Source organism: Brevundimonas sp. (genome assembly GCF_046295075.1).
GTDB lineage: Bacteria > Pseudomonadota > Alphaproteobacteria > Caulobacterales > Caulobacteraceae > Brevundimonas.
The window spans coordinates 1-13,567 of the sequence record NZ_JBKBOC010000003.1; the positions used below are offsets into that span (position 1 = coordinate 1).

16 protein-coding genes and 2 tRNA genes are annotated in these 13,567 nt (G+C 65.4%); 4 read left to right on the top strand and 14 right to left on the bottom strand.

Annotated features, from left to right (window positions below; genetic code table 11):
- Nucleotides 1–292: 292 nt before the first annotated feature.
- The 7 genes from ACK4MH_RS03315 to ACK4MH_RS03345 all read right to left on the bottom strand — a co-directional run bounded on the left by ACK4MH_RS03315 (nucleotide 293) and on the right by ACK4MH_RS03345 (nucleotide 4,626).
- Nucleotides 293–382: transfer RNA gene (locus ACK4MH_RS03315), tRNA-Ser, on the bottom strand.
- An 87-nt stretch (nucleotides 383–469) separates the two neighbouring features.
- Complete coding sequence (locus tag ACK4MH_RS03320; RefSeq protein WP_409714739.1) at nucleotides 470–1,402, bottom strand: NUDIX hydrolase; 933 nt, start codon at nucleotides 1,400–1,402, stop codon at nucleotides 470–472.
- Nucleotides 1,403–1,404: 2 nt separating this feature from the next.
- On the bottom strand, nucleotides 1,405–2,046 hold the full coding sequence (locus tag ACK4MH_RS03325; RefSeq protein WP_409714742.1) for a YfbR-like 5'-deoxynucleotidase: 642 nt from the start codon (nucleotides 2,044–2,046) through the stop codon (nucleotides 1,405–1,407).
- Between the two features lie 115 nt (nucleotides 2,047–2,161).
- Nucleotides 2,162–2,965, bottom strand: coding sequence for a methyltransferase type 11 (locus tag ACK4MH_RS03330; protein ID WP_409714745.1), 804 nt, complete (start codon nucleotides 2,963–2,965; stop codon nucleotides 2,162–2,164).
- Nucleotides 2,966–3,037: 72 nt separating this feature from the next.
- A complete protein-coding gene (locus tag ACK4MH_RS03335) occupies nucleotides 3,038–3,898 on the bottom strand; it encodes a MoxR family ATPase (RefSeq protein ID WP_346495511.1) in 861 nt (286 codons plus the stop codon).
- A 61-nt stretch (nucleotides 3,899–3,959) separates the two neighbouring features.
- Nucleotides 3,960–4,154, bottom strand: coding sequence for a hypothetical protein (locus ACK4MH_RS03340; RefSeq protein ID WP_409714748.1), 195 nt, complete (start codon nucleotides 4,152–4,154; stop codon nucleotides 3,960–3,962).
- Nucleotides 4,155–4,167: 13 nt separating this feature from the next.
- Nucleotides 4,168–4,626, bottom strand: coding sequence for a hypothetical protein (locus ACK4MH_RS03345; protein ID WP_409714750.1), 459 nt, complete (start codon nucleotides 4,624–4,626; stop codon nucleotides 4,168–4,170).
- 153 nt (nucleotides 4,627–4,779) lie between these two features.
- Here ACK4MH_RS03345 and flbT point away from each other — a divergent pair, with 153 nt between their 5' ends.
- Both flbT and flaF read left to right on the top strand, forming a co-directional pair.
- The gene (flbT, locus tag ACK4MH_RS03350) at nucleotides 4,780–5,202 is read left to right on the top strand and encodes a flagellar biosynthesis repressor FlbT (protein WP_409714753.1); all 423 of its coding nucleotides are present in this window, start codon (nucleotides 4,780–4,782) and stop codon (nucleotides 5,200–5,202) included.
- Nucleotides 5,162–5,527: a flagellar biosynthesis regulator FlaF gene (gene flaF / locus ACK4MH_RS03355; RefSeq protein WP_409714756.1), complete on the top strand. Its 366-nt coding sequence runs from the start codon at nucleotides 5,162–5,164 to the stop codon at nucleotides 5,525–5,527. The genes flbT and flaF overlap by 41 nt, the downstream gene beginning before the upstream one ends.
- 249 nt (nucleotides 5,528–5,776) lie before the next feature.
- On the opposite strand, the gene ACK4MH_RS03360 is transcribed toward flaF, so the two are convergent.
- The 7 genes from ACK4MH_RS03360 to ACK4MH_RS03390 all read right to left on the bottom strand — a co-directional run bounded on the left by ACK4MH_RS03360 (nucleotide 5,777) and on the right by ACK4MH_RS03390 (nucleotide 11,218).
- Nucleotides 5,777–6,541: an exopolysaccharide biosynthesis protein gene (locus ACK4MH_RS03360; protein ID WP_409714760.1), complete on the bottom strand. Its 765-nt coding sequence runs from the start codon at nucleotides 6,539–6,541 to the stop codon at nucleotides 5,777–5,779.
- Between the two features lie 92 nt (nucleotides 6,542–6,633).
- Nucleotides 6,634–6,825 carry a DUF3008 family protein gene (locus ACK4MH_RS03365; RefSeq protein WP_409714764.1) on the bottom strand — a complete coding sequence of 64 codons (192 nt, stop codon included), beginning with the start codon at nucleotides 6,823–6,825 and terminating at the stop codon, nucleotides 6,634–6,636.
- A 29-nt stretch (nucleotides 6,826–6,854) separates the two neighbouring features.
- Nucleotides 6,855–8,024: an isovaleryl-CoA dehydrogenase gene (locus ACK4MH_RS03370; protein ID WP_409714767.1), complete on the bottom strand. Its 1,170-nt coding sequence runs from the start codon at nucleotides 8,022–8,024 to the stop codon at nucleotides 6,855–6,857.
- Between the two features lie 43 nt (nucleotides 8,025–8,067).
- Nucleotides 8,068–9,177 carry a glycoside hydrolase family protein gene (locus ACK4MH_RS03375; protein ID WP_409714770.1) on the bottom strand — a complete coding sequence of 370 codons (1,110 nt, stop codon included), beginning with the start codon at nucleotides 9,175–9,177 and terminating at the stop codon, nucleotides 8,068–8,070.
- A 79-nt stretch (nucleotides 9,178–9,256) separates the two neighbouring features.
- Entirely contained in the window at nucleotides 9,257–10,675 is a 1,419-nt protein-coding gene (mgtE, locus tag ACK4MH_RS03380; protein WP_409714773.1) for a magnesium transporter, read from the bottom strand.
- Between the two features lie 62 nt (nucleotides 10,676–10,737).
- Nucleotides 10,738–10,822, bottom strand: a tRNA-Leu gene (locus ACK4MH_RS03385).
- Nucleotides 10,823–10,909: 87 nt separating this feature from the next.
- Entirely contained in the window at nucleotides 10,910–11,218 is a 309-nt protein-coding gene (locus tag ACK4MH_RS03390) for a FliM/FliN family flagellar motor switch protein (protein WP_135195731.1), read from the bottom strand.
- A 9-nt stretch (nucleotides 11,219–11,227) separates the two neighbouring features.
- Here ACK4MH_RS03390 and lipB point away from each other — a divergent pair, with 9 nt between their 5' ends.
- Entirely contained in the window at nucleotides 11,228–11,944 is a 717-nt protein-coding gene (gene lipB, locus ACK4MH_RS03395; RefSeq protein ID WP_409714776.1) for a lipoyl(octanoyl) transferase LipB, read from the top strand.
- 128 nt (nucleotides 11,945–12,072) lie between these two features.
- Nucleotides 12,073–13,557, top strand: coding sequence for a hypothetical protein (locus ACK4MH_RS03400; protein WP_409714779.1), 1,485 nt, complete (start codon nucleotides 12,073–12,075; stop codon nucleotides 13,555–13,557).
- Nucleotides 13,558–13,567: the final 10 nt, after the last annotated feature.

Genomic DNA, 13,567 nt, shown 5'->3' on the forward strand with positions numbered 1-13,567 from the left:
GTTCAATCGCCAGAATCATGGCGAACTGGGCGGCTCGCGCGACAGCACCTATGTCTATCACCACACCGGTCGCCAAGTATTCCTGGGCGCGCGGTATCGCTTCTGATGGAAGCCGAGCCGCTGCGGCGGCTCGGCCTTTCAACGACGGGTCATTTAGGAAGAGGCGGTCGAAAGGCCGCCTCTTTTTTCTTGTGCAGGAAAAGTCGACAGCGAGCGCGACCTGCTGTCACGGCCCGCTTTAAACTTTCAACGATTTCTAGATCTGGGCGGTCGTCAGCGGCGGGCTGACGGATGGCGGAGAGGGTGGGATTCGAACCCACGGTACCCTTCCAGGCACGCCGCATTTCGAGTGCGGTACATTCGACCACTCTGCCACCTCTCCGCGGCGCCGATATCGCTTGGTCGAGCGAGGGGCTTCTCTAGTCGGAGCCGCAGCGCTTCGCAACCCGTCTGTGAAAGAAATCCGACGCTATCTTTGGGCAGGCAGGGACAGGCCCGGCGCGGCGCCGGTTTGGGCGTCCACGCCCTTGAATCGAAACAGTTCGGCGGGGCGGCCGCCGGTGGTCGAGGAGAGTTGTCCGGTGGGTTCGACGAGGCCCGTTCGCTCCACCCCGCGACGGAAGTTCTGCTTGTGCAGGCTGAGGCCCGAGACGGCCTCGGCGCCCGCCTGAAGTTGCGACAGGGTGAAGACGCCGGGGGTCAGGTCGAACAGGACTGGGCGGTATTTCAGCTTGCTGCGCAGGCGGCCAAGAGCGGTGGCCAGGATGCGTCGGTGATCCGAGGTCATGATGCGGCCGGGCATGGGCTGAGACGGGGGCTGATCGGCATCGCGCCAGGCCTCGGCGACCAGGCGCGCCTCATAGAGCAGCTCGTAGCGCTCCAGCACCCGCTCCTCGTTCCAGCGATGCTCGGGCGTCAGGGCGAACAGGGCGCGGACGCGGGCCAGGCGGTGTTCGTCGCCGGCGGCCCAGGCGAGCAGGCCGTCGGTCAGGGCGGCGTCGTGGTCGTTGCGGCGGTCTTCCCACGGGAAGAAGTCGAAGACGGCGTCCCAGCGTGCGTCGTGGGTCTGGCCTTCCGAGGCGTCGGGCGTCAGAGCCAGATAGCCGACGGAGACCTCGCGGTGGCGGCCGGGGCCGGGCGTGGCGCGGGGCGAGGCGCGGCCGGCGTCGCCGAAGGTGTAGAGCTGTTCGACGAAGCCGAGGCGGAACCCCGTCTGGGCCGTCACGAAGTCACGCAGGGCGCGCTCGAACGTACGATCGCGCAGCGGGTCGAACGGGCCGAAGGGCAGGGCGCGCGAGCCGTCCTCGGATGGGGTGGTCAGGACGACGGCCTGGCGGGCCTTCAGCGTCATAACGACCGCCGACAGACCGATGCGAACGCCGTCCTCCGCACCCTGCGTCATGGCTATTCCGTATGCCAGGCGTCGTCGGCGGGGATCAGCCCTACCGCGCCGGCGAGGACGCGGTAGCGTTCCAGATAGCGGGCCTGGGCGACCGGGGCGGGTTGGGGTTCGATGATCAGGCTGTAGCCCTCGGGCGGGCTGCCGAAGAAGCCCAGCGATTCCTTTTCGGTGAAGCCCGCCAGTTGCGTCGCCTCGAAGAAGGCGCAGGCCTTGTCGGCCTTCTTAATCAGGGTCTTGATTGTGTGCGGCGTCTTGGGCGGCAGGCCGTATCGCAGGTGGATGGCGGCCTCCAGCCGAGCCTCGAAGTCCTTGTAGCCTGACCCCAGGGCTGCCTTGAACGGCGAGATCATGTCGCCGATGACGTATTCGGAGGCGTCATGCAGCAAGGCCGCCAAGCGCCATTTCGGATCCAGGCCCGGCTTGATGTGGGCGGCGATCTCTTCGACGACGCACGAGTGCTGGGCCACCGAGAAGGCGTGTTCACCGATGGTCTGGCCGTTCCAGCGCGCGACGCGGGCCAGGCCATGGGCGATGTCCTCGATCTCGATGTCGAAGGGCGAGGGATCGAGCAGGTCCAGACGACGGCCTGACAGCATGCGCTGCCATGCGCGCGGTGCGTTCTTCTTGGGTGTGCGCTCGGCCAAAGGGCGTGTCCTGATCGCTTGTCGGGGGGTCAGGTGACCCAAAGACGCGCCGGGATCAAGCCGCATGGGCCCATCCGCGCCGATGGACGGGGAAAAGGGGCCCTTTCGACGGGCGTCAGCGGCCGACGTTAAGCGCGACCAGATCTTTGGCGTCGTCGAAGATGCGGCCGTTCTCGCGATCCTTTGACCGGACCACGGCGACCACGATAGGGCCGCCGCTGGGGCCTCTAGCCTCGAAGCCGACCTGACGCCATCCGGCGTTGCTGGGCTGATCGTCGGCCAGGATATAGGTCATGCGCGTGGCGGCGCCCGGCGCACGGGTGCGCACGCGTGTGGAGTTGTCGTTGGTGTCGATGCTGACGCTGGAGGTTTCCGTGCGGGTGTTCTGTCCGTCCTTGGACTGGATGTTGATGCCGCCGATACGGACGCTGGCGTTATCGCCCTGGGTCTCGATTTTCAGCCCCGGAAGATTGACCGAGGCGTCGTCGCCACGCGCCTGGATATCGACGCCGGGCGCCTGGACCGAGGCGGTCTCGGTCGGCTTTGTCGTCGATGGCGCGGGCGAGGCGTCGCCGGCGCCGGGAGCCAGACGCGCCACAGTGTGGGGCAGGTCCGTGCTGACCCGCGTCTCGAAATCGCGCAGCACGTCATCGACGGAACGTCCGTCCAGCTTGACCAGATGCAGCACGACGTCGGCGCCCTTTGGTCCGCCATAGACGCAGCTCGTGCCGCCAGCCGCGATCAGGCCCTTGCGCGTCAGCACGCCGACACTGTCGGGACATTGCAGGGCGTCGATGACCTTCAGGACGCCCGCGCCTTGATCGTCGCCGGACGAGGTGGTGGTGATCCGCACCGAGTTGTCGCCGTCGCACGCGGCCAGGCTGGCGCTCAGGGCTAGATAAAGCAGGACGTGACGCATGGTCGAACCTCTCGTGGCCTCCATACTGCGCGCTGCCGCCGTTCGATCCAGTGAAATCGCGGTAATCACAGGTCAGCCGCCGGGGCGCGAGCCTTCGCGGCGATTCAGGAAGGCAAGACGTTCGAACAGATGCACGTCCTGCTCGTTCTTCAGCAGGGCGCCGTGCAGAGGCGGTATCAGCTTGTTGGGCGTCTTCTCGCGCAGGGTCTCGGCGTCGATGTCCTCAACCAGCAACAGCTTCAACCAGTCCAGCAGTTCCGACGTGGAGGGCTTCTTCTTCAGGCCCGGCGTGTCGCGGATTTCGTAGAAGGTCTTCAGCGCCTCGGACACCAGGCGGGGCTTGATGCCGGGGAAGTGCACATCGACGATAGCCGACAGGGTTTCGGGATCGGGGAAGCGGATGAAATGGAAGAAGCAGCGGCGCAGGAAGGCGTCGGGTAGTTCCTTTTCATTGTTGGAGGTGATGATGACGATCGGGCGGACCTCGGCGCGGATCGTCTCGTCGGTCTCCTGGACGTAGAACTCCATGCGATCGAGTTCCTGCAACAGGTCGTTGGGGAACTCGATGTCGGCCTTGTCGATCTCGTCGATCAGAAGGACGGGGCGGGCAGGGGCGGTGAAGGCCTCCCACAGCTTGCCCTTCTTCAGATAGTTGCGGACGTCATGAACGCGCGCCTCGCCCAGCTGGCTGTCGCGCAGGCGGCTGACGGCGTCATATTCATAAAGGCCGCTATGGGCCTTGGTCGTGGATTTGACGTGCCAGGTTATCAGGGGCGCGTCGAACGCCTTGGCGATCTCGTAAGCCAGAACCGTCTTGCCGGTGCCGGGTTCGCCCTTGATCAGCAAGGGTCGTTCCAACGCGACGGCGGCGTTGACCGCCACCTTCAGATCGCCGGTGGCGATGTATCGATCTGTGCCTTCGAACCGGCTCATGAAAAACCCACTCCGTGTCTCCACGAAGTGGGTAGCGGATCGTTATCCGCATGAACAGTGATCAGGTGATGCGTTTGGCCGAGACGGGATCGCTGGCGGGGAAGGTCTCTTCCAGACCTTCATCGATTAAGGCCTCCTGGCGGCTTTCGCTCTTTTCGATCTTGTCCAACTGATCGGGCATACCGTCTTCGGACGGGCTGCGCTTGGCGTGAGGGGTGTCGGACGAGGCGTCGTGGCGTGCCTTGTGATCGGTCATGTCGATGTCTCCCTTATCGAGCCGGCCCTGATTGAGTCGGAGTGTCTTGTTCGCCGTCCGGGCCGTAGCCCAGATCGGAGATGTCGTCGTCAGAGAGGCGTTTGGCCTCCCAATGGGCGGCGCTGGCCTGGGCGCCGCGCTCATTTTCCATCAAGCCGGAATAGACCAGTTCGATTTCGTTGGGCGCTGATTGGGGCTCGCCGTCGGCGTCGGACTGGCTGCGGGTTTCGCCGTCCACGCCCAGCAGGGCGTCGGCCTCGCGCTCGATCCCGTCCAAAGCCAACTGATCGTCGAGATCGACCTCGGCGTCCTCGTCGAAATCCTCTTCGTCGGCGTCACCGTCGGCTTGTGTCACGTCCAATACCTGATCGGCTTCGTCGAGCAGGAACTCACCGTCGCCTTCGTCGTCCAGATGGGTCTCGTCGAAAGTTTCCGACTGTTCCTGGTCGTCCTGATAATCGTTGTCCGGCATTGTCGTCTCCTCTTCGAGAAACCAACGCAGCGGCGACGATAGGCGTTCCAGCGGGGCCAGTTCACAAGAGATGGTTAACTGATGGCGGGCTAAGGTTCGATTCAATGCCTGTCGGATACGACCGGCTCGGTTCCATCTGGAGTTCGGTCCTCAATGGCCTTGAAGCTGTCGCTGAAACCCGGCGAAAAGTTCGTCCTGAATGGCGCCGTGGTCCAGAATGGCGACCGACGGGGCGTGCTAATCCTGCAGAACCGCGCCAGCGTGCTGCGCGAGAAGGACATCATGCAGGCCGAGGACGTCATCACGCCTGCCCGACGCATCTACTTCCCCATCATGATGATGTATCTGGAAGAGAGTTCTGCGGCGAAGTTTTACGACGAATTGGCGCTGCGTATCACCGAGTTCATGGGCGCGACGCAGAACCCGGCCATCCTGGCCGAATGCGTCTCGGCCTCGCGTCACGTGCTGGCGCGCGAATACTACAAGGCCCTGATGTCGGCGCGTAAGATTGTCGAGTATGAAGAGAGAGTGCTGAATGTCGCTTCAGGCCTACACAGCGGCGACAGCGAGAGCTGAGAGCCCGCGCGACCTGGAGTACCGTCTGTTCGGTCAGGTCACGCGCGCCTTGGTTCACGCCTCAACCGTCGATCCCTCCGACCTTGCCACGCGTATCGATGCGCTGGACTGGAACCGGCGCCTGTGGTCGACGCTGGCCGGCGATTGCAGCGATCCCGCCAATGCCCTTGGTGCGCCCATGCGTGCGCAGATCATTTCCCTGAGCCTGTTCATCAATCGTCACTCCTCGGCAGTGATGCGGGGCGAAGAGACGTTTCAGGACCTGATCGACATCAATCGGATGATCATGCAGGGCCTGTCGGGCGGGGCGTCGCCCACGCAATAGATAGACGCGGTCACGATAACGCGAAGCCTCTTGGCGCAAGGCGTTGAGGCGTCTTATGTTTCACCTCCCTGTTCAACAGTCGAAAGGAGGTGATCCAGTGTCTCATTGTCATCAATCGCGAGCGGCGACCGCGACCCTGGTCCTCGGAGAGGGCCTGGTCTGATCCTTTCAGACTGAGTTGCGGCCCGACCGTTAGCGGTCAGGCAATGAAGGGTCGTCGGGGAAGCCCGGCGGCCCTTTTTGTTGGGATCAGTGGAACAGGCGGGCGAACCAGCCGGCGACGTGATGGCCCACCTCGACCACCGTCGCCCAGATCAGAAACAGGTACAGGGCGCTCGCCGCTGTCGCCAGCATGCCCAGCAGGATCGCAACCCCGTCGCGCTGCATCATGCCCAGCGCGAACAGGACCAGGGCGATGCCGGGTAGGGCGTCTCCGAACGGGATGGGCAGGGCCATGATCAGCGCCAGCACGACGCAGACCAGACCGGTGAAGGTGTCGGCGACATCGCCGGTCAGCAGGGGCAGGCGCGGGCGGGTCAGCCTTTCGACGGCGCGGACCAGTTTCAGGACGCTGGCGCCCTTTGGCCGTCGACGCACGGCGCGCCGGATGCGGTCGGCGAACATGTAGCGGCGGTGCGCGATCCGAACTCTCGACGACAGGACCCAGCGACGCAGCCAGGCCGGGGCGGCGAAGGGCGTGGCGATCAGGGCATTGTAGGCGCTGCGCGAGACCGAGGCCTTCAACATCCAGCGCGGTAGCCAGACGGTTTGTCTCTGGAAAGCCAGTTCCAGCGACATCAGGATGATCGGCACGGCGAAGACTGCCTTGCCGCCGGGAGGCCAGGGCAGGAGCGCCAGCAGCGACAGAATCAGGATCATGGCCCCGAAGCCGCGCTCGCCGAAGGACGCGACCAGTTCGTCCATGGTCAGCTTGGGTTCTGGGGCATGGCCGAGATCTTCGAGGACGTCGGAAAACCGCCGCAGGTCGTCGTTCGGAAGCGGTTGGGCGGGCATCAGGCAGGGCGCTCGGCTAGGGATTGCGCCCATCTAGGCGGTCGGCGCGTGGATCGCCACTTACAGAACGGAAAGGCGATCAGATAATTCGCCTATGTCTCAGTCCTGCACATGGTCGGGCTTGTCTTCCGCTTGGTGGCGGCGAGCTCTTCGAGCTGGGTCTCGGTCATGGACGCGGCCATGGATTTGGACGCGCCCTTCAGCTTCGACTTCGGCGTCTCGCCGCGCTTGGCCGATAGGGCGGCGCCGGCGGCCTTTTGCTGGGCTGCGGATTTGGCGGGCATCGGGTGTCTCCTTTTGCGGAGACAAACCATCAGCTTCCCAGCAGTTCCCGGCCGATCAGGAAGCGACGGATTTCGTTGGTGCCGGCGCCGATATCATAGAGCTTGGCGTCGCGGACCAGGCGCTCGACCGGCCATTCCTTCGTGTAGCCGGCGCCGCCCAGGGCCTGGACAGCCTCCAGGCTGACCTTCACGGCGTTTTCCGAGGCCAGCAAAATGGCGCCGGCCGCATCGTAGCGGGTAGTCTTGCCCTGATCGCAGGCGCGGGCGACGGCGTAGACATAGGCGCGGGCGCTGTTCAGGGCGACGTACATGTCGGCCACCTTGGCCTGCATCAGCTGGAAGGAGCCGATAGGCTTGCCGAACTGCTTGCGGTCGCGAACGTAGGGCAGCACCACGTCCAACGCGGCCTGCATGATGCCCAGCGGGCCAGCGGCCAGGACGGCTCGCTCATAGTCCAGACCACTCATCAGCACGCCGGCGCCGCCGCCCAGCGGACCCATGATGTTTTCCTCAGGCACTTCGCAGTCCTCGAACACCAGTTCGGCGGTGTCCGAGCCGCGCATGCCCATCTTGTCCAGCTTCTTGGAGACGCTGAACCCCTTCATGCCCTTTTCGATCAGGAAGGCGGTGCACCCCTTCGAGCCAGCCTCGGGATCGGTCTTGGCGTAGACGACCAGGGTGTCGGCGTGGGGGGCGTTGGTGATCCAGAACTTGGTGCCGTTCAGGACGTAGCGGTCGCCCTTCTTGTCGGCGCGGGTGCGCATCGACATGACGTCGGAACCGGACCCGGCCTCGGACATGGCCAGAGAGCCGACGTGTTCGCCGCTGATGAGTTTGGGCAGATACTTCTGCTTCTGCTCGGGCGTGCCCCAGCGACGGATCTGATTGACGCAAAGGTTGGAGTGCGCTCCGTAGGCCAGGCCGATCGAGGCCGAGGCGCGCGACACTTCTTCCATCGCCACGACGTGTTCGAGATAGCCCAGACCCAGGCCGCCGTATTCTTCCTCGACCGTGATTCCGTGCAGGCCCAGTTCGCCCATTTCGGGCCACAGCTCGCGCTTGAAGGCGTTCTTCTCGTCGATCTCGGCCGCCAGAGGGGCCAGGCGATCGGCGGCCCAGCGGGCGGTCGTGTCGCGAATTGCGTCGGCGTTTTCGCCAAGACCGAATTCCATGGATTGGGGCGCGAAGGGAATGCTCATGCCCTAGGGCGTAGCATTGCGCACGGCCTTTCGCCAAGCGCTGTCAGGTGCGGTCAGCCCGTCCCCAGCGACGATAGAGATTGTAGCCCGACACCCCGACGCAGGCGACGGCGATCAGAGCCAGCACCCAGGCGACGGTGGCCGTGTCGCTGCTGTTCGACACCGACGCGCGGCGAAAGGCCGCCATGGCGACGCCCAGCGACAGCATGCCCAGACCGCCCATGATCAGGAAGGTGGCCGTCTCGCCCCAGCCGGGGCGTTTCGCGGCCCTGGCGCGGGCGACGACTTCGCGCGTGCTCGGCGTTTGTTCGACGGGTGTCGCGTCCGGCTCGGAGCTCGGCGCGGCTTCGGCATCGACGGGTGCAACGGCCTCCGGTTCCGAAAGGCCTGGTGCGGTCAGGACGACGCTGGCTTTCTCGGCGCTGGTGAACTCTGCCTTCGAGGCGAGGGGCTTGGCTTCGAGCGGCGCCTGCAGGTCATTGGCGGCGACGGGACCGACGGCTGTAGCGGGATAGATGGAATGGGGCTGAGGCGCAGCCGGCGCGGCGGTCTCGTCGTGCGCGGGGAACGGAGCGACGGCTTCGTCCAGCGCGCCCTCGACGGCGGCAAGGGTCGGCTGGGGCGTCTCGAATGGAGACGGCAGGGGGGCGGCCAGCAGGTCCGCCAGGGTCACGGGCGCGCCGGGGGCGGCGTTGAACAGCGCATGTTCGGCCGAGCGTCGGCGCGTCGGCTTTTCGGCGGCGGCGTCATCCGCCCATTCGGACAGGGCCAAGGCGGCCTGGCGGGCGGCGCCGGCGTTCAACTGCTCGACCACGTCTGACGAGGCGAACCGATCAGCGCCGATGGAGAAGGCGAAACTGGCCAGGGCGTCGAACTGGTGCTGGTTCAGTGGCACGCGAACATGATCTGCCACAGCCTTCACGACCGGGATCAGATCATACTGCATCAGCAGTTCGGCGTCCTGCTCGGACACCGTGGCGCCCTCGCGGGCCGAATGGGTGTGGCCGTAACCGATCACCCATCGGCCGTCGCTGCGCTGCATGGCGCGAGGACGGAAGCCTTCGAAGCTCTTGATCAGCAGGACGCCCTCGCGGGACACCTTGCTGAGTTTGGGGCCGGGTTTGGGCCCGGGATTGGGGAGGACGTCAGACACAGTTGACCCAATTGGAAACAGGCGCGCGGCGCTCGCACGATCATCAGCAAGGCCCGCGCCGGATCGGCGTGGATGATGTCTAGAGCAGCACCAGTGTGGCCAGACCAAGGAATATCAGGAAGCCGAAGAAGTCGGTGGTCGCCGTGACGAACACGGCGGAGGACACGGCGGGGTCGAACTTCAGCTTGGAGAGAGTCAGCGGCGTCAGCACGCCGATGCTGGCGGCGATCAGCAAATTCAGGATCATGGCGGCGCCGATCACCAGACCGATCTTCCAGTCTTCGTCACGGAACCAGAAGCCGGCCGCGATGCCGATCAGGGGCGCCAGAATCATTCCGTTGGCGAGGCCCACCGCCATCTCGCGCCAGAAGGTGCGAGGGGCGTTCGAACTGTTCAGTTCGCGCGTCGCCAGCGCACGCACGGTCACGGTCAGAGCCTGGGTGCCGGCATTGCCGCCGATGGCGGACACGATCGGCATCAGCACGGCAAGGGCGACGATCTGCTGAATCGTGCCTTCGAACAGGCCGATGACGCTGGCGCCCAGGGCCGCCGTCGCCAGATTGATCGCCAGCCACGGCACGCGACCGCGCACGATTTCGGACACGGACGAGCCGCGGTCCTCGTCGGACACGCCGGCCAGACGCAGGATGTCCTCTCGGTTCTCTTCCTGAATGATGTTGACGATGTCATCGACGGTGATCTGGCCGACCAGCCGCCCGCCGGCGTCAACAACCGGCGCAGAGATCAGGTGGTATTTCTCGAAGATATAGGCGACCTCTTCCTGGTCCTGACCGACGGCGATCACGTTGATCGGTTCCATCAGGTCGGACAGGGCGATGCTGCGCGCGGCGCGCAACAGTCCGCTGATCGGCACGCCGCCGACCGGCCTGTTCAACGGATCGACCACATAGATGTCGAAGAACAGCTCAGGCAGGTCGTCGCCCTGCTTGCGGATGTGGTCGATGGTGTCGCCCACGCTCCAGAACTGGGGCGCGGCCATCACCTCGCGCTGCATCAGGCGGCCGGCGGACTCCTCGTCATAGCCCAGGCTGTTCTCGATCGCGGCGCGATCGACCTCGGGCATGGCGGCCAGAACGCGCTCGCGTTGGTCGTCTTCCAGGTCCTCGACCACGGCGGCGGCGTCGTCGGAGTCCAGTTCCTGAAGCGCCACGGCCAAGGTGCCGTGCGGCACCCGCTCAAGCACCTCCTCGCGGATGTTGTCGTCCAGCTCGGGCAGGGTTTCGGCCAGCAGTTCCGGCGGCAACCAAAGCACAACGACGGCGCGGTGTTCCGCCGTCAGAAAGCCCATCAGGTCGGCGACGTCGGCCGGGTGCAGATCTTCCAGAAGCGACCGCAGTCGCACCCCATCGCCGTCGTCGGCGGCGTCCACGACTTTCTCGACGAATTGAGGGGTGAGGACATAGTCCTCGTCCAGGGCGGCGTGGTCTTCGTTATCAGGCGCTTCGGCTGGAGCGAAGGCGGAGTCCGTGGTGTTCACGTGGTCGCCTCCCTTGGTATGTCCAGCCGTAGTTAGCCGATGAATCGCCCTGTTTAGCCAGATGGTGCGGTCGAGAAGACTCGAACTTCCACGGGTTGCCCCACAGCGACCTCAACGCTGCGCGTCTACCAATTCCGCCACGACCGCTCGCATCGGAGCGGCGGCGAATAGACGAAGCCGCCGGAAAAGGAAAGGGCGAATTGAACGGTTCGTGGCGAGCGACGGATGCAAGCCTCAGGCGGACCCGGCCATGAAGTCATAGACGTCGGCCTGGCGGGTGACGGTGATGGCGATTCGGTCGTCGCGGATCTCAATCTCGCCCCGCGCAACGGGGTAGTTGTTGGCCAAAATCCAGACCTCGTCGCCCTCTGCGGCGTCCAGGGGAATCACCGCGCCACGGCCCATGCGCAGCAGTTGCGACATCGGCAGCACCGATCGACCCAGAACCACGGAGATTTCGACGTCGACGGCGTTGATTTGGGTCACGTAAAGCTCTCGATCACTGAAAGGCCGTCTCTTGCGCAAACGCCTCGCCGACCACATTGAAGCGTCATGCTTGCTGAGCCGTTAAGCCCGTCCCTTCAGAAACTGCGTCTCGACGACGGGCGGCCCGTCGAATGGGCCGTGTCGCAGGGCTATGTCGATTACGCCGCCGCCGAAGCCTTCATGGAGGCGCGAGTCGCCGCCATCGCGGCCGGGGAGGCGCAGGAGATGGTGTGGCTGCTGGAACATCCGCCGCTCTATACCGCCGGGGTCTCGTCCAAGGACGAGGATCTTCTGGATGCGGGCCGGTTCCCGGTGCACCGGACGGGGCGGGGCGGGCAGTTCACCTATCATGGGCCCGGCCAGCGGGTGGCCTATGTGATGCTTGACCTGAACCGGCGCGGCAAGGACGTGCGGTGTTTCGTGCGCGGGCTGGAACTGTGGCTGATCGGTGCGCTGGACCAGTTCGGCATCGAAGCCGACATCCGGCCCGGACGCGTCGGGGTGTGGGTCGAGCGCAAGGGGCCGGGCTGGTCGCGCGAGGACAAGATCGCCGCCATTGGCGTCAAGGTCCGAAAATGGGTCAGCTTTCACGGCATCAGCCTGAACGTCGAGCCGAACCTGGACCATTTCGGCGGCATCGTGCCTTGCGGCATTCAGGACCATGGCGTCACCAGCCTTGTCGATCTGGGCGTGCTGGCGACGATGGACGAGGCGGACGAGGCGTTGCGACGCAGCTTCGACCGCATCTTCGGCGCGGCGGCCGAGGCCAAGGCGCCGTTCTAAAGCGCGCCGCATCGCCGCAGGGCGTGTGACAATCGGGCGAAATCCTGACCTGCGGGGTTGGCAAGCGCGTGACGCATGAGGTTTAACCTTCATCACGAGCTTGAAATAGAAGGCCGCAGGAAACCTCCATGAACCGCATGATCGCCGCCGCATCGGCCGCCGTTCTGTCGCTGACCGTCGCCGCCGGCGCCGCAGTCGCACAGGATTTTCGCGCCCTGGCGCAACAGGACCTTCAGGCCGCGCATGACGCCCTGGCCGCCAACCATCCCGCCGCCGTGATCCCCGGCGCGCCCAGCGAAGCCTTCCGCACCTGGATCGACGCCGGCCTGGCCGACGCGCAAGGCAAGGTCGGGCGCGTCAACAGCGGCGACAGCCACGCCTATCTGATGCGCTACTACGCCAACGGTTTCCGCGATTCGAACATCGCGATCCGCCCGACCTATGAGGGGCTCGGTCCCTTCTTCGCGACGAGCTGGCCGGGCGTGACCACAGCCTGGCGCAATGGCGAATATGTCGTCTCCTATGTGAAGCCGGGCGTGCGTAACGTGCCGCCGGTCGGCGCGACACTGGTCAAATGCGGCGACAAGACCGCCGCTCAACTGTCCCAGGAACGTCTGGACCGGTGGGAAGGCGACCTGACGACCGAGGCCGGACGCGTCCGCACCGCCCCCTATCTGCTGTGGAACCGCAACAACCCCTTCACCGGCGGCGTGCCTTCGCTTTGCACCTTCAAGGTCGGGCGTCGCGATCGTGATTTCCAGATGCAGCCCCAGCCGGCCGACGCCGCCAGCCTGGAGGCCGCCTACCGCGCCACCATCTATATGCCCGGCGCCAATCCGCTGTCGGTCGAGACGGTCGACGGCCGTCCCTGGATCCACGTCCACACTCTGGCCGACGACGCCGGTTGGGACGCCTTCTTCGCCGCCGTCGAGGGCCAGTTGCCTGCCATTCGCGGCGCACAAGGCCTGGTCATCGATCTGCGCGGCGCCAACGGCGCATCGCTGAACGCCACCGGCAAGGGCTATGGCCTGGCCAACCGCATCTGGACGCCGGAGTTCACTGTCAGCCGCCAGCCTGAAGCCGGCTCGATCACCTATCGCGCCACGACGGCTAACCGTCAGTGGTTCGCCGACACCCTGGCTCGGATGCAGGCCGATCCGCGCTTCGTCGCCGAATCCGGTCCGGTGATCGAACAGACCCAGGCCATCGTCGCAGCCTTCGATTCGGCGCTCGCCGCCAATCAGCCGACCTTCACCATGCCGGGCCGTCCGTCCGTGGCGGATACCGGCGCGGCCAACCCGGTCGCCGGTCAGGTGGTGGTCCTGGTCGATAGCGGCTGCACCAGCGGCTGCCTGGATACGCTGGATCTACTGACGCGCCTGCCGAACGTGCGCCTGGCCGGATCGGTCACGGCCGAGGATTCGATCTTCATCGAGCCCACCGTGCTGCGCCTGCCGTCGAACTATGCCGAGCTGACCTATGGCCACAAGGCCTGGACGACGCGTCAGCGCGGCAACGACGCCCCCTTCACCCCGGCGCAGGGCCTCGCCTACACGGGCTCGGCGACCGACGAGACCGCTGTGCGCGCCTGGGTCGGCACGCTGTTCCAGTAAAAACGCGGCG